Annotated in this window: 19 protein-coding genes and 2 pseudogenes; 11 read left to right on the top strand and 10 right to left on the bottom strand. The window is 63.0% G+C overall.

Annotation, left to right across the window (positions count from 1 at the left end; genetic code table 11):
• Window positions 1-60 precede the first annotated feature (60 nt).
• The 5 genes and pseudogenes from ALC15_RS27665 to ALC15_RS27645 all read left to right on the top strand — a co-directional run.
• A complete protein-coding gene (locus ALC15_RS27665; RefSeq protein WP_050630009.1) occupies window positions 61-1,605 on the top strand; it encodes a DUF1800 domain-containing protein in 1,545 nt (514 codons plus the stop codon).
• 15 nt (window positions 1,606-1,620) lie between these two features.
• Complete coding sequence (locus ALC15_RS27660) at window positions 1,621-2,814, top strand: DUF1501 domain-containing protein (RefSeq protein WP_050630008.1); 1,194 nt, start codon at window positions 1,621-1,623, stop codon at window positions 2,812-2,814.
• A gap of 131 nt (window positions 2,815-2,945) precedes the next feature.
• Window positions 2,946-3,722 carry a molybdate ABC transporter substrate-binding protein gene (modA, locus tag ALC15_RS27655; RefSeq protein WP_050630007.1) on the top strand — a complete coding sequence of 259 codons (777 nt, stop codon included), beginning with the start codon at window positions 2,946-2,948 and terminating at the stop codon, window positions 3,720-3,722.
• Between the two features lie 117 nt (window positions 3,723-3,839).
• Entirely contained in the window at window positions 3,840-4,547 is a 708-nt protein-coding gene (locus ALC15_RS27650) for a L,D-transpeptidase (protein WP_050630006.1), read from the top strand.
• Window positions 4,548-4,561: 14 nt separating this feature from the next.
• A pseudogene (locus ALC15_RS27645) lies at window positions 4,562-4,998 on the top strand (DUF1501 domain-containing protein); the annotation flags it as partial.
• Here the strand turns inward: ALC15_RS27645 and ALC15_RS27640 are convergent.
• A complete protein-coding gene (locus tag ALC15_RS27640) occupies window positions 4,961-6,316 on the bottom strand; it encodes a metal-dependent hydrolase family protein (protein WP_050630022.1) in 1,356 nt (451 codons plus the stop codon). The pseudogene ALC15_RS27645 and the gene ALC15_RS27640 sit on opposite strands and share 38 nt — an antisense overlap.
• 188 nt (window positions 6,317-6,504) lie before the next feature.
• Here ALC15_RS27640 and ALC15_RS46575 point away from each other — a divergent pair, with 188 nt between their 5' ends.
• Window positions 6,505-6,930 (top strand): hypothetical protein, encoded by a 426-nt coding sequence (locus tag ALC15_RS46575; RefSeq protein ID WP_244486289.1) that lies wholly within the window; start codon window positions 6,505-6,507, stop codon window positions 6,928-6,930.
• Window positions 6,852-7,514 (top strand): lipoprotein N-acyltransferase Lnb domain-containing protein, encoded by a 663-nt coding sequence (locus ALC15_RS27635; protein ID WP_244486288.1) that lies wholly within the window; start codon window positions 6,852-6,854, stop codon window positions 7,512-7,514. Before ALC15_RS46575 ends, ALC15_RS27635 begins: the two co-directional genes overlap by 79 nt.
• A gap of 89 nt (window positions 7,515-7,603) precedes the next feature.
• Here ALC15_RS27635 and ALC15_RS27630 read toward each other — a convergent pair whose 3' ends face one another.
• The 9 genes from ALC15_RS27630 to pqqA all read right to left on the bottom strand — a co-directional run bounded on the left by ALC15_RS27630 (window position 7,604) and on the right by pqqA (window position 16,302).
• On the bottom strand, window positions 7,604-9,616 hold the full coding sequence (locus tag ALC15_RS27630; protein WP_094194145.1) for a hybrid sensor histidine kinase/response regulator: 2,013 nt from the start codon (window positions 9,614-9,616) through the stop codon (window positions 7,604-7,606).
• 76 nt (window positions 9,617-9,692) lie between these two features.
• Complete coding sequence (locus tag ALC15_RS27625) at window positions 9,693-11,195, bottom strand: ATPase domain-containing protein (RefSeq protein ID WP_050630003.1); 1,503 nt, start codon at window positions 11,193-11,195, stop codon at window positions 9,693-9,695.
• 566 nt (window positions 11,196-11,761) lie between these two features.
• Window positions 11,762-12,100, bottom strand: coding sequence for an alpha/beta hydrolase (locus tag ALC15_RS46570; RefSeq protein ID WP_244486287.1), 339 nt, complete (start codon window positions 12,098-12,100; stop codon window positions 11,762-11,764).
• On the bottom strand, window positions 12,058-12,732 hold the full coding sequence (locus tag ALC15_RS27620; RefSeq protein WP_244486286.1) for an alpha/beta fold hydrolase: 675 nt from the start codon (window positions 12,730-12,732) through the stop codon (window positions 12,058-12,060). The genes ALC15_RS46570 and ALC15_RS27620 overlap by 43 nt, the downstream gene beginning before the upstream one ends.
• A complete protein-coding gene (pqqE, locus tag ALC15_RS27615; protein ID WP_050630002.1) occupies window positions 12,722-13,954 on the bottom strand; it encodes a pyrroloquinoline quinone biosynthesis protein PqqE in 1,233 nt (410 codons plus the stop codon). Before pqqE ends, ALC15_RS27620 begins: the two co-directional genes overlap by 11 nt.
• On the bottom strand, window positions 13,951-14,259 hold the full coding sequence (gene pqqD / locus ALC15_RS27610; protein WP_050630001.1) for a pyrroloquinoline quinone biosynthesis peptide chaperone PqqD: 309 nt from the start codon (window positions 14,257-14,259) through the stop codon (window positions 13,951-13,953). The genes pqqE and pqqD overlap by 4 nt, the downstream gene beginning before the upstream one ends.
• A gap of 111 nt (window positions 14,260-14,370) precedes the next feature.
• Complete coding sequence (gene pqqC, locus ALC15_RS27605) at window positions 14,371-15,126, bottom strand: pyrroloquinoline-quinone synthase PqqC (protein ID WP_035652015.1); 756 nt, start codon at window positions 15,124-15,126, stop codon at window positions 14,371-14,373.
• A 20-nt stretch (window positions 15,127-15,146) separates the two neighbouring features.
• Window positions 15,147-16,076, bottom strand: a complete 930-nt coding sequence (gene pqqB / locus ALC15_RS27600; RefSeq protein ID WP_050630000.1) for a pyrroloquinoline quinone biosynthesis protein PqqB — start codon at window positions 16,074-16,076, stop codon at window positions 15,147-15,149.
• A gap of 145 nt (window positions 16,077-16,221) precedes the next feature.
• Complete coding sequence (gene pqqA / locus ALC15_RS27595; RefSeq protein ID WP_035635412.1) at window positions 16,222-16,302, bottom strand: pyrroloquinoline quinone precursor peptide PqqA; 81 nt, start codon at window positions 16,300-16,302, stop codon at window positions 16,222-16,224.
• A gap of 324 nt (window positions 16,303-16,626) precedes the next feature.
• Between pqqA and ALC15_RS27590 the strand changes: the two genes are divergently transcribed.
• The 4 genes and pseudogenes from ALC15_RS27590 (at window position 16,627) to ALC15_RS27575 (ending at window position 20,441) form a co-directional block, all read left to right on the top strand.
• The gene (locus tag ALC15_RS27590) at window positions 16,627-16,884 is read left to right on the top strand and encodes a DUF6894 family protein (RefSeq protein WP_016839844.1); all 258 of its coding nucleotides are present in this window, start codon (window positions 16,627-16,629) and stop codon (window positions 16,882-16,884) included.
• Between the two features lie 178 nt (window positions 16,885-17,062).
• Window positions 17,063-18,337 carry a PQQ-dependent sugar dehydrogenase gene (locus ALC15_RS27585; protein WP_094194144.1) on the top strand — a complete coding sequence of 425 codons (1,275 nt, stop codon included), beginning with the start codon at window positions 17,063-17,065 and terminating at the stop codon, window positions 18,335-18,337.
• 74 nt (window positions 18,338-18,411) lie between these two features.
• The gene (locus tag ALC15_RS27580; protein WP_050629999.1) at window positions 18,412-18,978 is read left to right on the top strand and encodes a c-type cytochrome; all 567 of its coding nucleotides are present in this window, start codon (window positions 18,412-18,414) and stop codon (window positions 18,976-18,978) included.
• A gap of 72 nt (window positions 18,979-19,050) precedes the next feature.
• Window positions 19,051-20,441 (top strand): annotated as a pseudogene (locus ALC15_RS27575) (amidase family protein).
• Window positions 20,442-20,443: the final 2 nt, after the last annotated feature.

The raw sequence follows: 20,443 nt of genomic DNA, 5'->3' as shown, positions 1-20,443 counted from the left end.
TCCTCCCGGCAAATGCAAACACTGAGGGCGTGACACCATGAGCCGAGCAGGTCAGCCCAGATGAGCATCACGGCCACACTCGGATTGCGGACAGTCGCGAAATTGATGATCGGCACGATCGCGGGGCTGGTGGCGTTCCACCAGCCGGCGCGGGCGGCCGAGCTCGCGGCGCAGGACATCGCGCTGCTCGACCGCCTGACCTGGGGCGTCAACGCGTCCAGCGCTGCGCATCTGCGCGAGGTCGGCACCGAGCGCTGGCTGCAGGAGCAGCTGCATCCGGCTGGCAGCGCATTGCCGGCCGCCGTCCAGAAGCAGATCGAAGCGATGCCCGACGTGCATCGCTTCCCGTTCGACATTGCGGCCTCGTTCGACCAGCAGGGCAAATCCGCCAACCAGGTCGCCGATCCGGAGCAGAAGAAGGCCGCGCAACAGGTCTATCAGCAGGCCATGAACGACCGCGCCAGGCAGGCCGCAGCCCGCACCATCCTGCACGCGCTCTATGCGCCCGATCAATTGCGCGAGCGGCTGACCTGGTTCTGGTTCAACCACTTCAACGTCCACCAGTACAAGGCCAACATCCGCGTGCTGGTCGGCGATTACGAGGACCGCGCGATCCGCGCCAACGCGCTCGGCAAATTCCGCAACCTGCTGTCGGCGACGCTGCATCATCCGGTGATGCTGCGTTATCTCGACAACGCCGACAACGCAGCCGGTCACCTCAACGAGAACTACGCCCGCGAGATCATGGAGCAGCACACCATGGGCGTCGGCTCCGGCTACACCCAGGCCGACGTCGAGGCCTTGGCGCGGATCCTCACCGGCGTCGGCATCGACTTCAAGTCGGAAGACCCGAAGCTCAAGCCCGAGCAGCAATCCCAGCTGGTCCGTGAGGGCGCGTTCGAGTTCAATCCGGCGCGGCACGATTTCGGCGACAAGACTTTCTTGGGCCATCAGATCAAGGGCCGCGGCCTCGCCGAGGTCGATGAGGCCCTCGACATCCTGTGCCGTCATCCCGCGACCGCAACGCATATCGCAAAGCAGCTTGCGACCTATTTCGTGTCCGACAATCCGCCGCCCGCGTTGGTGCAGCAGATGGCGCAGACCTTCCAGAAGACCGACGGCGATATCGCGGCCGTGATGTCGACGCTGGTTCATGCGCCGGAATTCACGGCGAGCCTGAAGGGCGGCGCCAAGTTCAAGGACCCGGTGCTCTACGTGATGTCGTCGGTGCGGCTCGCCTACGACAACAAGGTGATCCTCAATACCTTGCCGATCCAGGGCTGGCTCAATCGCCTGTCCGAGGGCCTGTTCAACCACGAGACCCCCGACGGCTATTCGATGCTGTCTGCGGCCTGGAACGGTCCAGGCCAGATGATGCTGCGCTTCGAGATCGCGCGCGCGATCGGCTCGGGATCGGCCGGGCTGTTCAAGCCGAACGAGCCCAATGCAGTCGACCAGCCGGCGTTTCCGCTCGTGATGAACGGCCTCTATTTCAGCAACATCAGGCAGACGCTGAGCCCGACCACGCTCGCCGCGCTCGAGCAGGCGGTCTCGCCGCAGGACTGGAACACGCTGTTTCTGTCGTCACCGGAGTTCATGCACTGAAAGGGAGGTTCGGCAATGAACCGCCGCGAACTGCTCAAGGCCTTCGCCGCTTCCACCTCGCTCACCCTTGCCGGCCGGGTCTGGGCGGCGCCCTCCACCGACGCGCGCCTGCTGGTGGTGTTCCTGCGCGGCGCTTACGACGCCGCCAATGTGGTCGTGCCGGTCGGCAGCGAGTTCTACTACGCCTCGCGCCCGACGCTCGCGGTGGCGCGGCCTGATGTCGGCAATCCGAATGCGGCGCTGGCGCTCGACGCCGGCTGGGGGCTGCATCCGGCGCTGCGCGATTCGATCTATCCGCTGTGGGCCAAGCGCGAGATCGCATTCGTCCCGTTCGCCGGCACCAGCGACGACCTCTCGCGCAGCCATTTCGAGACCCAGGACACGATCGAGCTCGGGCAGGCGGTCGGCGGCAGCCGCGACTACCGGTCCGGCTTCATGAGCCGGCTCGCGACCGAACTGACGCGGGTGAAGCCGATCTCCTTCACCGACCAGCTGCCGCTGATCTTCCGCGGCCAGAACCAGATCCCGAACATCGGCATCGCCAGCGTCAGCAAGCCCGGCGTCGACGACCGCCAGGCGCGGTTGATCAGGGAGATGTACGGGAAGGGCGATCTCGCCAATTCGGTGTCGGAGGGTTTTCGCGTTCGCGACGACGTCTACAAGTCGGTCTCCGAGGAGATGATGGCGGCCAACCGCGGCGCGGTGTCGCCGCGCGGCTTCGAATTGTCGGCGCGGCGGATCGGCCGCTTGATGCGCGAGCAGTTCAACCTCGGCTTCGTCGACGTCGGCGGCTGGGACACCCACGTCAACCAGGGCGCGGCGACCGGCTATCTCGCCGATCGTCTCGGCGAACTGGGCCGGGGCCTTGCCGGCTTCTCCGAAGAGATCGGCCCTCAGATGTGGCGCGATACGGTCGTGGTCGTGATCTCCGAGTTCGGCCGCACATTCCGCGAGAATGGCGACCGCGGCACCGATCACGGCCACGGCAGCGTCTATTGGGTGATGGGCGGCGGCATCAACGGCGGACGGATGGCCGGCGAGCAGGTCCAGGTCAGCCAGGCGACACTGTTCCAGAACCGCGATTTTCCCGTGCTGACCGACTACAAGGCGTTCTTCGCCGGCCTGATCCAGCACGTCTACGGCCTGCAGCAGGCAAGCCTCGAGCGCATCTTCACCGGCATCAAGCCGAAGGACCTGAATTTGGTTTGAAAGGCGCCGCCAAAATATCGAAACCAACGCCATGCCGGCATGGTGGGCGAACGGGTGCAGGCCGTGCGGGCGACGTTGTTCCGCTTCGGTTATGCTTGGGATCCAGCCAACCGGGAGGCAAGCAAGCCATGATGGGACGGTTTTTCTCGCGGCGGGCCGCCCTCACGGCGGCGTTGCTGTTAACTCTGGGAGCGGCAGCACCCGCCGCGCATGCCGCCGACGTCAAGGTCATGAGCACGGTCGCGCTCACCCCTGCACTCGGCGAACTGATCCCGAAGTTCGAGAGCGGCAGCGGCAACAAGCTGATCGTCGTCTACAGCACGATCGCCGATCTGAAGAAGCGGATCGAGGCGGGCGAAACCGCAGATGTGATGATCCTGTCGCGCGCTGCCCTCGAGGGTCTGCTGACCCAGGGCAAGGTTGCCGAGGGCAGCATCGTCAACGTGGGCAGCTCCTATGTCGCCGTCGGGGTACATACCGGTGCGCCCAAGCCCGACATCAGCACGGTGGAGAAACTGAAGGCTACGCTTCTCGCCGCCAAATCGATCTCCTACGCCGATCCAGCGAAGGGCGGTGCCAGTGGCGTCTATTTCGCCAAGGTCATTGATCGTCTCGGCATCGCCGACCAGATGAAATCCAAGACGGTCCTGGTGCCGGGCGCCGAAGCAGGCGAACTCGTCGCCAAGGGCGAAGTCGTAATGGGCGTCGCACAGGCCTCGGAAATTGCCGCGGTTCCAGGGGCTCAGGTGGTCGGCCCTCTGCCCGGTGATTTGAACAGCGCGATCGTCTTCGCGGTCGGCATCGGGTCCACGAGCAAGGATCCGGCAGCGGCCAGATCGCTGATCGAGTTCCTCACCGGTCCGGCCGGTTCCGCCGTGCTCAAGTCCAAGGGAATGGACCCGGCCTAGGGCGTTTTCGTCAAGGAGATTTTCGACCCCGGCTGACGAAGAACCTTTTCTCCACCTTCCTGCGGTATGCCAAAGTCTTCTCCGGGCGTACGACGGGACAAGGGGAAATCCGAAATCATGTTGATGGACCGTGGAATTGCCGACGCCGGCGCGATGGGTGAGGGGGCTCTGCCTGGTCATCGGTCGCGCCTTGTCAACCGCCGGGCGTTTCTGTTCGGCTCCGCTGCCGGTTTCGCCGCGCTTAGCCTGGCTGGTTGCGCATCTGACTACATGAGCCTGGCCGAGGCGGAGAAGGTCTACGGCCCCGTGCCCGACGAGAAATTCCCGATCCCTGCGGTCGACGTCAGGAAGGTCGATCCGAAATATTTCCGCAAGACAGTGCGCTACGACAGCAATGAGGCGCCCGGTACGATCATCGTCGATCCCGGCAAGTACTATGTCTACCGCATCGAAGGTGAGGGAAACGCGACCCGCTATGGCGCCAATGTCGGCCGCGATGGGTTCCGGTGGAACGGGGAGGCGTATGTCGGGCGCAAAGCCGAATGGCCGACCTGGACGCCGCCCAAGGAGATGATCGCGCGCCAGCCGGAGGCGGGCAAATATGCCCGCGGCATGCCGGGAGGTCTCGACAATCCGCTCGGCGCCCGCGTGCTCTACCTCTACCAAAATGGCGTGTACACGCTTTACACGATCTATAGCACCAGCGACCCCGAATCGATCGGGAACGGCATTACGAGCGGCTGTACCGGCCTCCTCAGCCAGGACATGCTCGACCTCTATTCGCGAACGCCCGTCAAGACGAAGGTGATCGTGCTGCCGGCATAGGTAGCGACGTCGGCCGCCGCTCCGGGCGCCTGATGCACGAGCAGTTCAACCTCGGCTTCGTCGACGTCGGACGCTGGGACACCCACATCAACCAGGGCGCCGCGACCGGCTATCTCGGCGAATGGGGCTTCTCGGAAGAGATCGGCCCTCAGATGTGGCGCGATACGGTCGTGGTCGTGATCTCCGAGTTCGGCTGCACCTTCCGCGAAAACGGCGACCGCGGCACCGATCATGGCCATGGCAGCGTCTATTGGGTGATGGGCGAGGCAACGGCGGCCGCATGGCCGGCGAGCAGGTCCAGGTCGCGCAGGCGACGCTGTTCCAGAACCGCGATTTTCCTGTGCTGACCGACTACAAGGCGTTCTTCGCCGGCCTGCTCCAGCACGTCCGAATTTTCAGTGGCGGCCACCGCTTCAACTCGCGTTCTTGTAGACTTTGCCGTCCTTCATGATCACCTTGAAATTCTTGGCAGGGTCGGCGACCAAATCGATATTTTCGAGCGGATTGCCGTCGACCAACAGAAGGTCGGCCAGCGCGCCCTGCTCGACGACCCCGAGCTTGCCGGGATACGGATTGCGTTTGCCGGACAAAGCCAGCAATTCGGCGTTGGTCGACGTCGCCATGACCAGCGCTTCGCTCGGCGTGTACCAGCGGGTGAGTGAAGCGAGGATCGCGCCTTGCCGCTTAGCCAATGCCCCGGAGAACAGAACGTCGGTGCCCCATGCCGTCTTGATCTTATATTTCCTTGCCAGTTGGTAGGTCCTGTTGATGCCGGGCCAGACTTCATCGGCCTTTGCGCGCTGCACCGATCCCGCCGCCAGGCCGGTTCGCATTTCTTCGGGAAGCGGCTGCGTGCTGAGCCACACGCCCTTGTCCGCAATCAGTTTCGCAGTCGCCTCGTCCATCAAGAAGCCGTGCTCGATGCATTTCACCCCGGCTGCGATCGACCGTTGGATCGCCTCGGGGGTGAACGCGTGCACCGCGACGTAAGTCCCCCAGTTCTCGGCCGCCTCGACCGCGGCGTGCAACTCCGCCTCCGTGAAGGTCGACACGTCGATCGGACTGAAGGGCGAGGAGACACCGCCGCCGGCCGTTAGCTTGATCTGGGAAGCGCCCTGCATGAGTTGCTCGCGGACGCGCACGCGGACTTCGTCTGGACTGTCGGCGATCATACTGCCTCCGACCTGTTCCATGCGCGTCAGCATGCCGCCGATCGTCCGCGGCAAATCGGATAACTGGCGGAAATCGCCGTGTCCACTGGTCACGGTGATCATCGCGCCCGAGGGATAGATGCGCGGTCCGGCGATCAATCCTTGGTCGATGGCGTCCTTCAGGCCGAAGGTCGGGCCGCCGAGGTCGCGGATCGTTGTGAAACCCCGCATCAATGTGTCGGTCGCCTCGACGCCGGCGGCGATGTTGTTGAAGCCGACGTCGCCCATCGCCTGAACGGGATTGGTACGGATCAGCATCGCGTGCCAATGGTTGTCGATTAGGCCGGGCATCAGCGTCCGCCCGTTGCCGGCGATCACGGTGCTACCGGGCTCGGCGGTGATCGGCGTCGCCGAGATTTGCTCGATGATGTTGCCTCTTACAAGGACGTTTGACGGCGCCGAGAGCGAGCTGCCCTTGCCGTCGAAGATGCGCACATTCTGAAATAACGTCGTGCTGATGGGCGCCGGCGGAGTGCCCTGAGCGCAGACCGCGGGCGCCAGACCGAGAGCTAGAAGCGGAAGCGTGGCACGAAAGGCTCGCAAGGATATGGCAACCATCGCAGATACCTCGCGGATGGAATCCAGCATTGAGCGCCGCGTGTAACAGTGTCGCATCTGGACGGTCGCCATTTGCGGACCGTCGCGCAGGCATCAATGCTACCAGAGCGGGTCTAACAAGTGAAGTTCAATGCGTGTACGCTCGCGCCGTCCGCCGCGATGTAAGCGCCCCGATGCCAAGGACGCCAATGAGTGCACTTGTCGGATTTCTGACTCGAATCGCCGACCGGCTGATTGCAATCATCGGCTTTCTGGTGAAGGCCCTGTCTGTCACATGGGCCACGCTGGCTGTCTATTATTCCAACCTGCCGTGGGCCTGGGCACGCCTCGCGCTGGCGGCGGCTTTCGCGCTATTTGCGGTATGGGGGCTGTGGCCGTCGCGACGGCGCAGCATGTCCGCAGTGGTGGCCGCGCTGTTTTTCGGCATCGTCGGATGGTGGATTGCCATTCCCCCGTCAAATGATCGTCATTGGCGCCCGGAAGTGGCTGTCATGCCGCGGGCGTCATCGACGGCGACCGTGTGCGGTTCACCGGCGTGCGCGATTTCGACTATCGCTCGCGCAACGATTTCACGGTGCGCTACGAAGAGCGCGAGGTGCAGCTGTCACACCTAAAAGCTATCGATTTCTATGTTTCCTATTTTATGGAAGGGCCAGTTGGGCACACGTTTCTGAGCTTCATGTTCGACAATGTGCCGCCGCTGACCATCTCGATCGAGACGCGCCCAGAGATCGGCGAAGGTTTTGCTCCCATCGCATCCATGTTCAAGCAATTCGAATTGATTTACGTGGTGGGCACCGAGCGCGACCTCGTTGGCGTGCGGACCAACCATCGCAACGAGCCGACCTATCTTTATCGCCTCAATTCATCCGCCGGCGACGCGCGCCGCCTGTTGCTGGTTTACCTGGAGCGCATCAACCAGCTCGCCGATCACCCCGAATTCTATCATCTGTTGACCAATAGCTGCACAATCAACATCGTACGCTACGCCAATGCGGCGGGACGCGGCGGAAGGCTCGACATCCGTCATCTTCTCAACGGCCTGATCGACAGCTACCTGTATCAGTCGGGCCGGATCAACACGGACGTGTCGTTCGATGAATTGCGGCAACGCTCCCTGATCAACCTGGCCGCACAGGCAGCCGACGGCGCGCCCGATTTCTCGGAGCGGATCAGAGCTTCCCTGCCGCCGCGTTGATGAAAAGCCGCTCGCGACATGACGCAGCGTTTCTCTTGCTTGCACCGACGTTCTCGACCTGACGCGTCCGGATCGACGCGTCGCACAAGCTAACGCAGTGTCTGGGACAGCATCTCACCTATTTTTGCCGCTAGTTCCTCGATCTGAAAGGGCTTGCTTATCATCGCCATGTTTGTTCCAAGGAAGCCAGCTCGAATGGCGGCGTTTGCGGCATAGCCCGTGACGAATAGGATCGGCACCTTCGGGTGATGCTTGCGAGCGACTTCAGCGAGTTGCCGGCCGTTCATGCCGGGCAGTCCAACGTCGGAAATCATCATGTCTATCGGACGACCGCTTTCCAGCAGCTTGATTGCGGAGTCGGAATCAGGTGCTTCGATCGTTCGGTAACCCAGCTCCGATAGCAGTTCGCCGATGAGAAGACGAACCGAAGGGTCGTCTTCGACAAGCAGAACGGGCTGACCGGTTCCTTGCGGAGACGCTTCATGCTGGACGGTAGTCTCGATCGCCCCTTGATCCGCAGCCGGCAGGTAGATCTTCGCGGAGGTGCCTTGGCCGGGCGTCGAATGGATCCGGACTTGGCCGTTCGACTGCCGCGCAAACCCGTAGACCATCGATAGACCGAGACCGGTACCTTGCCCCACCGGCTTTGTCGTGAAGAAAGGATCAAAGACCTTTTCGATCACGTCCGGCGTCATTCCGACGCCGGTGTCCGAAACTGCCACGACCACGTAGCGGCCGGGCGAAATGCCTGGTCGAGCCCTTGAATATGTCGCGTCGAGGTCAATTGCAGCGGTCTCGACGGTAAGCTTGCCTCCGTTAGGCATCGCGTCTCGCGCGTTGATGGCGAGGTTAAGGATCGCGTTCTCAAGCTGATTGGCATCCACTATGGCGGCGGGCACGTCCTCGTTGGTTTGGATGGCGATCGAGATATTCTCGTCCACAGTGTGATGCAGCAGGTCCGAGAGCGACCGGACGAGAGCATTGATATCGGTCGGTTTGCTGTCGAGAGATTGCCGGCGCGAGAAGGCGAGAAGTCGTGATGTCAGATTGGCAGCCCGGTGCGCCGATGTGCTCGCCGCGTCCATGAAGCGATTCAAGTCGTCGAGCCGATGCGATGCAATGCGCCGTTTCATCAAATCGATCGCGCCGATGACGCCGGTGAGCATGTTGTTGAAGTCGTGCGCAATGCCGCCAGTGAGCTGGCCGACAGCTTCCATTTTTTGAGCTTGGATCAGCGCGGATTCTGCCCGCGACCGCTCTGCCGTCTCCCTACGGAGATCGGACAAGGCCTTTTCAAGCTCCGCGGTACGTTCGGCCACCTGCAACTCGAGCGTCTCGGCGGCCTTCGCCAACCTTTGCTGCGCAAGCTTTTGCTCGTTGATGTCGACGACGACACTTATCGCACCCATGATCGCGCCGTCTTCTCTCAAGATCGGGACGCTGCTGATGCGGGTCCATATTGGTCCCTCCGCCAAGCCCGTGTAGAGAAATTCGACCCCGGTCACATATTCGCCGTGCAGCGCACGCGCGCTCGGGAAACGGTTTCGCGAGAGCGGGGAGCCGTCGCTGTCCTGCGCAAGCCATTCATGCTCCGCTGTGGGGTCGAAAGCGGGGCTTTTGCCAGACTTGGAAAAGCGTTTGAATGCCGGGTTGGAGACCAGACCAGTTCCCGTCTTGTCAAGAAACACGACCCCGACCGGGAGATTGTCGAGAAGCGTCCTCAAGCTGGCCCGCTGCGTGTCCAATTCCGCAAGTTGATCGCGCATCAAAAATTGTCGCTGTCGCGCCCGCATAGCCGATGTGATCGTACTCAGCAGGGATTCGCTGCTTAGCGGCCTCTCGAGCAAGACCACATTCGTGGCGTTTGGCGGCAATTTCCGGCGGACGGCTTCATTCGGACGCTCGCGCCCTGCTCGTCGGCCGGACAGCAGAATGAACGGAATGTCCGACCACGCGGGTTGTGCCGTCAATGCGGATTCCAGCGTCGACGCGTCTTCGCGGAGTGCTTCCTCGGTGATCAGAATGACGCCCGCGTGCGCATCGACGAGTGGCGCAAGCTCGTTGAAGGTCTCGCAAATCTTCGTATCGTAGCCGTGAGACATCAGTAGTGCCGATACGCTGTCCGCATCGCGGCCGTAAGGGGCGATGATCAGGACGCGATGGCCTTCAGCGGCTGTCCTATGCACCTGAACCGCGATCTTCCATTAGGGGATTGGTTGCGCCCGTGTATTCCGGTGTTCCGGTCAAGACGCCCTTGAACTCCGACAGAGGCTCGCCGACCCTCACTCCCCTGTCGTCGATGCGCATCTCGCGGATCGTGTCTTCGTGCTTTCCGGAGCGGTTCTTGACGACGGAGATGGCCTTCCGGATACGTCCTGCAGCCTCGAAGAACCGCAGAAGGATGACGGTGTCTGCCAGATAAGAAACGTCCAAACCATTTGTCTGCATGTTTCCGAAGAAGCCGCTTTGGGCGTTAATCAACAGAGTCAGGACGCCCGACTGGCTGAGGTAGGACAGGAGTTCGTGAAGCTGCAGAACGAGTTGCTGCTCCTGCGGCATGGCGGCGACGTAGCCGCTGAGGCTGTCGATCATAAGGATCTTGACGGAGCGTTGTTCAACTTCCTTCATAACGTCGGCAGCGAACTCGCCTGGCGAAATCTCGGCCGGGTCGATCTGCCGAACGACAAGCTGCCCCTTCTCGATACACGCCCCAAGGTTGAGGCCCATTGCTTCCGCGCGTGCGAGAAGAGTGTCGATACGCTCGTCGAATTGATAGACCGTCACCTTCTCTCCTCTCTCGCAAGCGGCAGCAAGGTACTGCAGCGCGAGAGTTGTCTTTCCTGCGCCGGAAGGTCCGGTGATGAGAACTCCTGTGCCGCGCGTAGGACCGCCGTTCAGTAGCGCATCAAGTTCCGGTATGCCGCTGGGAACGAGTTCGTTCGAGCGCTCGATTCCATGCTCAGCTGCGACCAGTCGAGGAAAAATGTCCAAGCCGCCACGCCGAATGACGAAATCATGAAAGCCGGCGATGAAATCGACGCCTCGAAGTTTTTGAACCTGAAGCCGTCGCCGTGCCGCGCCAAAGTCCAGCGTCAGCCGTGACAGGGTGATGACGCCATGGCAAAGGCTATGTAAGTGATTGTCCAAACCGGTGCCTGACCCAGTGAAGTCGTCCACCAGCAAGACGGTTGTACTGAGACCGGAGAAGAATTGCTTCAGAAGGAGAAGCTGCCGCCGATACCGCAGTGGATCCTGGGCGAGCAGCCGCATTTCGGAAAGGCTGTCGAACACGACCCTGGTCGGCTTGATCCTCTCCACTTGCGTCTTGATGAGCTTGATTGTCTCTCCAAGCTCGATCTCCCAGCTATGGAGTATCGACTGATCTCTGCCTGGGCCGAGAACTTCGTCGGCGGCGCTCAGTTCAAAAATATCAATTCCGCCTAGATCCCAACCATGCGAGGCCGCGACGACTTCTAGCTCTTCCTTGGTTTCCGACAAAGTGATGTAGAGCCCGCGCTCGTTCCTGGATTGACCATCTTGGAGAAATTCGAGCGCGAGCGTTGTTTTGCCTGAACCGGGCGTTCCCTCGACAAGGTACAAGCGGTTGCGCGGCAAGCCTCCGCGAAGGACATAGTCCAGACCGGCGTTGCCGGTCGAAATGCGATTGCGTGTGTGATCCATGGCGCGTTCGGTAATAGGCTCAATCTTTATCGTTCTGCACGAAGCGGCGAACAATGTGAGACAACAAGGCTACTGCTGCAGTAGATCGCCCGCCGTTGATAAAAATGTTCACTAGTGAACATAACCATCGTCTCTGTTGGTAGGTCAGAGAAGACGATCCTGTCCAAACCCATGCTTCTGTCTTTCACCTGTGTTCCTGGAACAGAACGCGCGCGCCGGCGATTGGCTCCCTAGGACAAGGAACTCTATTTCGACGATTAATTTCGGCAATGGCGGAACATTTCCGCTTCATCGAGCCAGCCACACGGCACGCGGAAATGACAGGGGCGGCTGCAACGGGTAGCAATTGAGATCGGGCAGGGCCCGCTCTGGTCGATAGCGCTAGCTGGCTTGCTGCTGTACGGCGGGCATCTTCAAGTCTCTAATCCTGATTGGACAGGCGAAGCCGCAAACGATCTCGTACGACAGATCTCAAAGACCCCAAACGGACAGGTCGAACTCCGGTCGGCATAGCAGTCCAATTCGTCTGCCTTGCGGGCGTTCCAATCTATGGGTACGCGCCCTGGTCATTGTCTTGCCGCCAAATCCGCGATCGCCTTCATCACGGCGTTGCGGATGCCGGGGTCGTAGAGGATGTGGCCGGCGCCATCGACAACGCGGACCTCGCTGCCCGGCCAGCGCGCGGCGAGCGCGTGCGAGGTTGCGGGCGGGCACAGGAGATCGTAGCGGCCCTGCACCAGGATGCCGGGAATTCCGGCGAGCTTGCCGGCTTCCTCCATCAACTGGTTCGGCCGCATGAAGCAATCGTTGGCGAAGTAGTGTGCCTCCATGAAAGGCGTCGAGGGCAGGGCGCCTGAGGCCTTCAGATCGAGCCGCGTCTGCTTCGGCGTGTGCTCCGACAGCACGCGCTCGGTGTCATGCCAGGCGCGCGCGGCCGGCGCATGCACGGCGGCGTCGGGATCGAGGATGCGGCGGTAGTAGGCCGCAAGTGGCGCCGCACGTTCATGCTCGGGCAGGAAGTTGAGGAAATCCTCCGAGAGGTCGGGATAGAAGCGCGGCAAGGCGCGCCGAAGACGTCTTCCAGCTCCTCCGCCGTGCCGAGAAAGGTCGCGCGCAGCACCAGGCCGCTGACGCGCTCGGGATGGGCCTCTGCATAAGCCAGCGCCAGCGTCGCGCCCCAGGAGCCGCCGGCCACCATCCAGCGTGCGAAGCCGAAGCGTTCGCGGATCTTCTCCATGTCGGCGATCAAATGCTGCGTCGTGTTGTGGTCGCGGCTGCCTTTCGGCCGGCTGCGGCCGCAGCCGCGCTGGTCGAACAGCACCGCGTGGAAGCGCTCGGGATCGAACAGCCGGCGATGGTCCGGCTGGCAGCCGCTGCCAGGGCCGCCATGCAGATAGACCGCGGGAATGCCGCCTTCGCGCCCGACGCTCTCGACGTGAAGGTTGTGGCCGTCGCCGACATCGAGCCATTCCGATGTCAGCGGAGCGAAGGGATCGGCGCGCCTGGCAGCCTTGCCGGCGTCGGCGTCAGGCGCCATGAGATTTGTCCTGGGGTTCTTCCTGGAGTTGGTCTGTCTCCAGCGTGCCGCCGGCGAAGTTGCGGTAGAGGAAACGGTTCTGCGTGCCGGCGGATTCCTGCTCGGCCTGCTTGAAGATCTCCTCATGCCGCGGCGACAGCGCACAGGCCGGGTCGGTATTCCCGGCATCGCCGGTCAGCGCAAAGGCCTGGCAACGGCAGCCGCCGTAATCGACCTCGCGGAATTCGCAGGATTTGCACGGCTCCGGCATCCAGCCGGTGCCGCGATAGCGGTTGAAGGCCTCCGAGTTCTGCCAGATCCAGGCGATCGAATGGTTCGAGCGCACGGATTCGAATTCGAGCCCGGTGATGCTCTCCGCGGCGTGGCAGGGCAGCACCTTGCCGGCCGGCGAGATGTTGAAGAACTGGCGGCCCCAGCCGCCCATGCACTTCTTCGGCCGCAGCGCGTAATAGTCCGGCACGACATAGTCGATCGCGAGCGTGCCCTTCAGGCGCGCCTGGGCTTCCTCGACGATGCGGCTGGTTTCCTCGATCTGCGCGACCGTCGGCATCAGTGCAGCGCGGTTCTTCAGCGCCCAGCCGTAATACTGCACGTTGGCGACTTCGAGCCGGTCGGCGTCGAGATCGACCGCCATCTGGATGATGTCGGGCAGCTGATGCAGGTTCTGCCGGTGCATCACCGCATTGACCGTGAGCGGCATGTCGAGCTCGCGGGTCCATTTCGCGACCTCGAGCTTCTTCCTGTGTGCGTCCTTCAGGCCCGCGACGCGATCGGCGACGTTGGGCTCGTTGCCCTGAAAGCTGATCTGCACATGGCTGAGGCCGGCATCGGCCAGCGCCGACAGCCTGTCCCTGGTCAGCAGCACGGCCGAGGTGATCAGGTTGGAATAGAGCCCGACATCGGTCGCGTGCTGCACCAGCTCGACGATGTCCTTGCGCGCGGTCGGCTCGCCGCCGGAGAAATGGACCTGCAGCACGCCGAGCTCGGCAAGCTCGCTCAGCACCTTCTTCCACTCTTCGGTGGTGAGCTCGGTCGAGCCGCGGTCTAGCTCGACCGGGTTGGAGCAATAGGGGCATTGCAGCGGGCAGCGGTGGGTGACCTCGAGCAGCACCGCGAGCGGGATGCCGTAGGTTTCGGCCGCCGAGCGCGTTTGCTCGAGCACCGCGAGCCCGTCGGTTGGGCCCACTGCCGTTGTCTTGTTGCCGGCGAGCGTGTCAGTCATGCCGTGCTCTCGCGCGCTTCGGTGAGAAAGCCCTTGTCGGCCAGGTCCTGCAGCATCGCGATCACGTCGGTCGCGATCGCCTCGCGCGGCGCGGCGTATTTTTCCGCGAGCTGGTCCACCATCTGGCCGACGCTGCGCACGCCGTCGCAGAGATGCAGCACCTCGACCGCGATCTCGTCCGGCGCCAGCACGCGTTCCGGCGCCAGGATCACCCAGACCTGCCGCGTCTCGTCGAATTTCAGCCTGGTGTGGCGCGGCAGTTTCGGCCGGCTGGTCTCGCTGACGCTGATGTTGCGGCTGGCCATGATGTTGTCTCTAAAGCGCGATGAGATTGAGTTGAATCGTCATCGCACTTTAGCTCCTTGTTTGAGCATGATCTTCTCGGAAAACCGCTTCGCACTTTTCCGGATCATGCTTTAACCTGTCTTCGGCACGAAGGCGCCGGGCGGAATCTGGCCCTCGACATAGGCGTGATAGAGCGCGTCGAGCTGCACCCACAGCACGTTGGTCTTGAAGATCAGCGCGTTGCACACAGCCTCGCGCTCGGCCGGCGTTCTGGCGTGCTGCTTGACGTAGTCGAGCGCAAAGCCGGCGTCGCGCGGCGCCTGGGTGAGGCGGCGGCTGAAATAGCTCATGATGTCGGGGTTGACGAAGTCGTAATGCTTCAGCATCCCCGAGATGCGCTCCTCATGCAGGTTCGGCGCGAACAATTCGGTGAGCGAGGAGGCGATCGCCTCCAGCGGCGTGCGGTCGCGGCAGAAATGTACATAAGCTTCCACGGCAAAGCGCGTCGCCGGCAGGATGCCTTCGGTGGATTCGACATAGGCGGTGTCGAGGCCGAGGCCTTCGGTCAGCTTCAGCCAGCGCTCGATGCCGCCCTCACTGCCGAGATCTCCGTCATGATCCTCGATGCGGTGGCGCCACTCGACCCGCGTCATGCGATCGCGAAAGCGCGTCATCACCATCGCGTCCTTCAGCGGGATCGTGCTCTGATAGTAATAGCGGTTGAGAGCCCAGGCCTGGACCTGGCCCTTGTTCAGCTTGCCGCCGTGCAACAGGCGGTGGAACGGATGCAGGCTGTGATAGCGCGTCGCGCCGATGGTGCGCAGCGTCGCCTCCATCTCTTCGGCAGTGTCGAGCGTGATGCCCTTGCCGATCGAGAGCGCGGTCATTCCATTGGTGGGCACGACGTTCACAGCACGATCTCCGTTCCGTCCGAAGGTATCTGCCAGCCCGCGTGCTCGACCGTCTTGCGTTCGGCCGAACTCCCAAGCAGCGCCGGGTTGGAATTGTTGATATGCAAAAACACTTTTCGTCCAATGTCGAGACCGGCGAGGCTTTCGATCGCGCCGTGATCGCCTGACATCGCGATATGTCCCATGCTTTGGCCGGTCTTGGTGCCCAGCCCCGCCGCGATCAGTTCGTCGTCGCGCCAAACCGTGCCGTCGAAAAACACCAGCGGCGCGCCCTTGAGCCGCGATTTCAGCTCGTCAGTGACCCGCGCGCAGGCGGCTAGGAAATAGAAGTATTTGCCGCTGCGCTTGTCCGCAATACGCAGGCCCAGCGTATCGCCGACGCCGTCGGCGCCTGCCGGGTGGGCCTTGCCTTCGAGATACCATGCGCCCTTGCCGGGAACCTCGAACGGCAGCACTTCGAGCCCCGACGGCGATCCATCGGGCAGGGCCGGCTCGAAGGCCTGGTCGACGGCGATCGGCAGGCGGGCGACGTTCTTCTCGCTCAGCACGTTGAAGATGCTATTCGAGCGCAGGATCGCGAGCACCCGCTGATGCGCGTAGATCGCAAACGGCGAGCCCTCGCGCATCGACAGCAATCCGGCGACCGCATCGACCTCGCTGTTGGTGAGGATGACGCCCGCGATCGGGCTGTGGCGCAGCGCGCCGTGCTTCGGATGAAGCTGCGGCGTCGTGATCAGCTGCTGGCGGAGATCGGGAGAGGCGTTGACCAGGAACCAGTGCGCGCCGTCGCCGCTGACGGCGATCGAGGCTTGCGTGCTCTGCAATTCGGGATGGTCGCTTCGCGCCGTCCTGCAAACGGCACAGCCACAATTCCACTGCGGAACGCCGCCACCCGCCGCGGCACCCAGGACGACGACACGAAGCATGATCCGTCCCCTGGAGAGTTTTTCTCAGATCCAGAAACGTTACGAGGTGGACTCCGGATTTGAAACACACCCCCATGCTCGGGAGCGCGTTACGCCCGGATGTCCACCTGCGCTAAAACGCTAAACGTGTATAGGGCGCTGCCGCTTACTTGCGGGTGGCGCACATATACATGTTGATTTCCATGCCGACCGACACTTCCACGATCTTCGGTGCTTTCCAGGCCATTAGGCTCTCCTTGTTGCAACCGGACGAACTTTCCGCCCTGAGATTAAACTACTGCGGTTCGGAAAGTTCGCCACCTAAATTTTTCGCTAGGCGTCCTGCGGAATGGTATGCTGCACTGCGGAAGACAAATCCGGACCACTCACAAATTTGTGCGCGCATTTCCCGTCAAAACCCGGTGCCATCAGACCTTTTTCCTGTTGTTCGCCACACGGCGAATGGTGATCTTGGATTATGAGACTGGGGCCGGGTGATCCTCCCAAGGTCCTGATGACGATCCTGTGCTTCCCGGTCACGGGAAGCGACTAACCGAGCCGAGTTCAGCCGATGCCACGCTATTTCTTCAATACCCGTATCGGCGACGAGCTGATCTCCGACCCCGACGGCGAAATCCTGCGCGACCCGGATCGCGCGTGGGAGATGGCCCGGGCGATGATTCGCGAGCTGCTCAAGACCGAAGGAGCCGACGGCGCGCTGCTCAGCGCTGTCATCGAGGTGACCGACGACGAGGGCGAGATCGTGCTGGAGTTTCCGTTCACCGAGGCGATTCTCGATCGCCCGGACCGCTCGATGACAAGGCACTGAGAAACGCCGGCGCTGCCGCGCGGTCACAACCGTGGTCACAACCATGCGTTGGACGATGTCGGCATGTTTCCGATTGCATTTGTCCGGACAAATTCGCAAGACTATGAACGGAAAGCCTAATGCGCCGATCGACATCAATGGCGCGATGAACAAAGGCTTCCACCCAGGGGAGATCATCATGAAAAAACACTCGTTCGCACCGCGCAGCCTGCTGCTGGCGGGGGCCATGCTGGGCGCGTTCACGCTCTCTGCTGCGGCGCAGCAACCGGCGGCCGCACCGGCGGCAGGTGCTGCTCCGGCCGCCCAGCCGCTGCCGCCGGGCTCGCCCTTGATCGGGCGTCCGGACAATGAAGCCGCCGCCAAGCTGGCGCCGGTGGCGCCGCCGCCGCTGCCGTCTGCGCCCGACAAGCTGCCGCTCGCCAAGCTCAAGGTGCCGGCCGGCTTCAATGTCGAGGTCTATGCGGCCGGGATGGCCAATGCGCGCTCGATGGCGCTCGGCGACAAAGGAACGGTGTTCGTCGGCAGCCGCCTCGTCGACAAGGTCTATGCAATCGTCAACAAGGACGGCAAACGCTCGGTCAAGGTGATCGCTTCCGGCCTCTACCGCCCGAACGGCGTCGCCTTCAAGGACGGCACGCTCTACATCGCCGAGCTCTCGAAGGTCTCCAAGATCGACAAGATCGAGGACAATCTGGACAACCCGCCGAAGCCGACCGTGATCTACGACAAGCTGCCGAAGGACGAGGCGCATGGCTGGAAGTTCATCGCCATCGGTCCCGACAACAAGCTCTATGTCCCGGTCGGTCAGCCCGGCAACAACGTGCTGCATGACGCCGACCACGGCCAGATCCGACGCATGAATCTCGACGGCTCCGGTGCCGAGGTCTATGCGCTCGGCGTGCGCAATTCGGTCGGCTTCGACTGGAATCCCGAGACCAAGCAGATGTACTTCACCGACAACGGCCGCGACTGGCTGTCGGAGACGGTGCCGGAAGACGAGCTCAACCGCGTCACCAAGGCGGGCGAGGATTTCGGCGCGCCGTTCTGCTACCAGGGCAACATCATCGACCAGGAGCTCGGCTGGGGCAAGAACTGCAAGGACTACACGCCGCCGGTCGGTCTGATGGGTCCGCATACCGCTTCGCTCGGCATGCGCTTCTATACGGGCAGCATGTTCCCGAAGACCTACAAGAATGTGATCTTCGTCGCGCGTCACGGCTCCTGGAACAAGTCGCAGAAACAGGGCGGTGACGTCGTCGTCGTGCGGCTCAACAAGGACGGCACCGTGAAGTCGGTCGAGCCGTTCATGACCGGCTTCCTCGAGGACAACAAGTATGTCGGCCGCCCGGTCGACGTGATGCTGCTGAAGGACGGCTCGCTGCTGGTCTCCGACGACTGGAACGGCGCGGTCTATCGCATCAGCTACGGCAAGCCGAAGGTCGCCAATCAATAAGCCGAAACCCAGGGATCGGGGGCAGCGCGTGCTGCCCCCGATTTTCTTTTTGAACTGCATGCAAGGATGGACCGATGCGCAAGTTCGCAATCGCCGCGGCGCTGGCCGCTCTCAGCTTCTCCGCAAACGCCGAGACCATCCAGGAGCGCGCTGCGGCGTGCTTTGCCTGCCACGGCGAACACGGCACGTCGGAAACCGAGAACACGCCATCGCTCGGCGGCCAGCAGGCGCCCTATGCGCTGATCCAGCTGTTCATGTTCCGCGAGAAGCTCAGGGTATTCGACCCGATGAACGAGATGGCGAAGCCGATGACCGACGACGATTTGCGCGCCTTCTCGGATTTCATCGCCACCCTGCCGAAGCCGGCGCCGCCCGCGGATGCCGGCGATCCGGCGCGGATGGCGCGCGGCCAGGCGCTGGCGCAGCAGAACCGCTGCAACAGCTGCCACAACACTGATTTCTCCGGCAAGGACAACGTCCCTCGCATCGCCAACCAGCGCGAGGATTACCTCGCCAAGACATTGGCCGAATACAAGGACAACAGCCGGCACGGCTACGACGCCACCATGGCGGACGTGATGCAGACGGTGACCAAGGAGCAGATCGGCGACCTTGCCTATTACATCGCGCATTTCCGCTGACCGGCTACGCGGCAGGCCGCTGGCCTTGCCTCGCATGCAGCGCTAAAAAGCCTCCGTCACACGGAGTATCTCATGCAGGATCTTTGGCGTCTGTCGGCAACCGAGCTCGCCGGCCTCATCAAATCGAAGAAGGTATCGGCGAAGGAGGCGGCCGAGGCCGGGCTCGCTCGGCTCGATGCGGTCAACCCGAAGATCAACGCGGTGGTCGATCACCGGCCGGACGACGTGCTCGCGCAGGCCGCGAAGGTCGATGCGGCAATTGCGCGCGGTGAGGCGGTGGGGCCGCTTGCCGGCGTGCCGATCACGATCAAGGTCAATGTCGACCAGGAAGCTACGCCACCACCAACGGCCTGAAGGCGCAGCGCGACCTGATCGCTAAGGTGGACAACCCGGTGGTCGCCAATCTGCGCAAGGCCGGCGCGGTGCTGCTCGGCCGCACCAATTGCCCGGCGGTGTCCTATCGCTGGTTCACCACCAACCTCATTCACGGCGACACCAAGAACCCGCGCGATCCCGGCATCACCCCGGGCGGCTCGTCGGGCGGCGCGGGCTCCGCGGTCGCGGCCGGCATCGGCCACATCGCCCACGGCACCGATATCGCCGGCTCGATCCGCTATCCGGCCTATGCCTGCGGCGTGCACGGACTGCGGCCGAGCATGGGCCGCATCCCGGCCTTCAACGCGGCATTGCCGGAGCGTCCGATCGGCCCGCAGATCAGCGCGGTCTCGGGCCCGTTGGCACGTACGGTCAACGATCTGCGGATCTCGCTCGCGGCGATGTCGGCACCTGACTATCGCGATCCCTGGTACGCACCGGTGCCGCTCGAGGGACCGCCGCGCGAGAAGCGCGTTGCGATGTGCCTCAATCCCGATGGTCTCAACCCGGTACCGGAAGTGGTCGCTGCGGTTGCCGACGCCGGCAAGCGTCTGCAAGCCGCCGGCTGGATCGTCGAGGAAGTTGCCAACACGCCATCCCTGCGTGAGGCGGCCGAGATCCAGACCCGGCTCTGGCTCGGCGACGGCTACGAGGCGCAGCTTGCGTTTGCCGAGCGCGAGGGCGATCCCGGCGCGCTGGCCTGCCTGCGCGGCGTCCGCGCCAGGGTGCATCCGTTCGACCTGTCGCAGGCGCTGACCCGCCGCGCGACCTTGACGCGCGAATGGTTCGCCTTCCTCGACAAATATCCCGTGCTGCTGATGCCGGTGTCCGGTGAGCTGCCGTTCCCCGATCATCTCGACCGCAAGGACGAGGCGTCGTTCGCACGGGTCTGGCACGCGCAGCTGCCGCAGATCGCGATCCCATTCATGGGTCTGCCGGGGCTCGTCGTCTCCACCGGCCTCGTGGGACGGATTCCGGTTGGCGTGCAGCTCGTGGCGGCCCGCTACCGCGAGGATCTCTGCCTCGCCGCAGGCGAGGCGGTCGAGGCCGGCGGCACGCCGTCGGCTGCGATCGATCCGGTGAGCTGAAG

Origin of the sequence: Bradyrhizobium viridifuturi (genome assembly GCF_001238275.1) — a bacterium.
Lineage (GTDB): Bacteria > Pseudomonadota > Alphaproteobacteria > Rhizobiales > Xanthobacteraceae > Bradyrhizobium > Bradyrhizobium viridifuturi.
The sequence above is the reverse complement of the archived record's forward strand: the minus strand, read 5'-3'. Positions and strand labels throughout refer to the sequence as shown.

Bases quoted from the DNA above. Each gene is read 5' to 3' on its own strand.
- ALC15_RS27665 (WP_050630009.1), top strand. From the start codon at position 61: ATGAGCATCACGGCCACACTCGGATTGCGGACAGTCGCGAAATTGATG.
- ALC15_RS27660 (WP_050630008.1), top strand. From the start codon at position 1,621: ATGAACCGCCGCGAACTGCTCAAGGCCTTCGCCGCTTCCACCTCGCTC.
- modA (WP_050630007.1), top strand. From the start codon at position 2,946: ATGGGACGGTTTTTCTCGCGGCGGGCCGCCCTCACGGCGGCGTTGCTG.
- ALC15_RS27650 (WP_050630006.1), top strand. From the start codon at position 3,840: ATGTTGATGGACCGTGGAATTGCCGACGCCGGCGCGATGGGTGAGGGG.
- ALC15_RS27640 (WP_050630022.1), bottom strand. From the start codon at position 6,316: ATGGTTGCCATATCCTTGCGAGCCTTTCGTGCCACGCTTCCGCTTCTA.
- ALC15_RS46575 (WP_244486289.1), top strand. From the start codon at position 6,505: ATGAGTGCACTTGTCGGATTTCTGACTCGAATCGCCGACCGGCTGATT.
- ALC15_RS27630 (WP_094194145.1), bottom strand. From the start codon at position 9,616: ATGTCTCACGGCTACGATACGAAGATTTGCGAGACCTTCAACGAGCTT.
- ALC15_RS27625 (WP_050630003.1), bottom strand. From the start codon at position 11,195: ATGGATCACACACGCAATCGCATTTCGACCGGCAACGCCGGTCTGGAC.
- ALC15_RS27620 (WP_244486286.1), bottom strand. From the start codon at position 12,732: ATGGCGCCTGACGCCGACGCCGGCAAGGCTGCCAGGCGCGCCGATCCC.
- pqqE (WP_050630002.1), bottom strand. From the start codon at position 13,954: ATGACTGACACGCTCGCCGGCAACAAGACAACGGCAGTGGGCCCAACC.
- pqqD (WP_050630001.1), bottom strand. From the start codon at position 14,259: ATGGCCAGCCGCAACATCAGCGTCAGCGAGACCAGCCGGCCGAAACTG.
- pqqC (WP_035652015.1), bottom strand. From the start codon at position 15,126: ATGACCGCGCTCTCGATCGGCAAGGGCATCACGCTCGACACTGCCGAA.
- pqqB (WP_050630000.1), bottom strand. From the start codon at position 16,076: ATGCTTCGTGTCGTCGTCCTGGGTGCCGCGGCGGGTGGCGGCGTTCCG.
- pqqA (WP_035635412.1), bottom strand. From the start codon at position 16,302: ATGGCCTGGAAAGCACCGAAGATCGTGGAAGTGTCGGTCGGCATGGAA.
- ALC15_RS27590 (WP_016839844.1), top strand. From the start codon at position 16,627: ATGCCACGCTATTTCTTCAATACCCGTATCGGCGACGAGCTGATCTCC.
- ALC15_RS27585 (WP_094194144.1), top strand. From the start codon at position 17,063: ATGAAAAAACACTCGTTCGCACCGCGCAGCCTGCTGCTGGCGGGGGCC.
- ALC15_RS27580 (WP_050629999.1), top strand. From the start codon at position 18,412: ATGCGCAAGTTCGCAATCGCCGCGGCGCTGGCCGCTCTCAGCTTCTCC.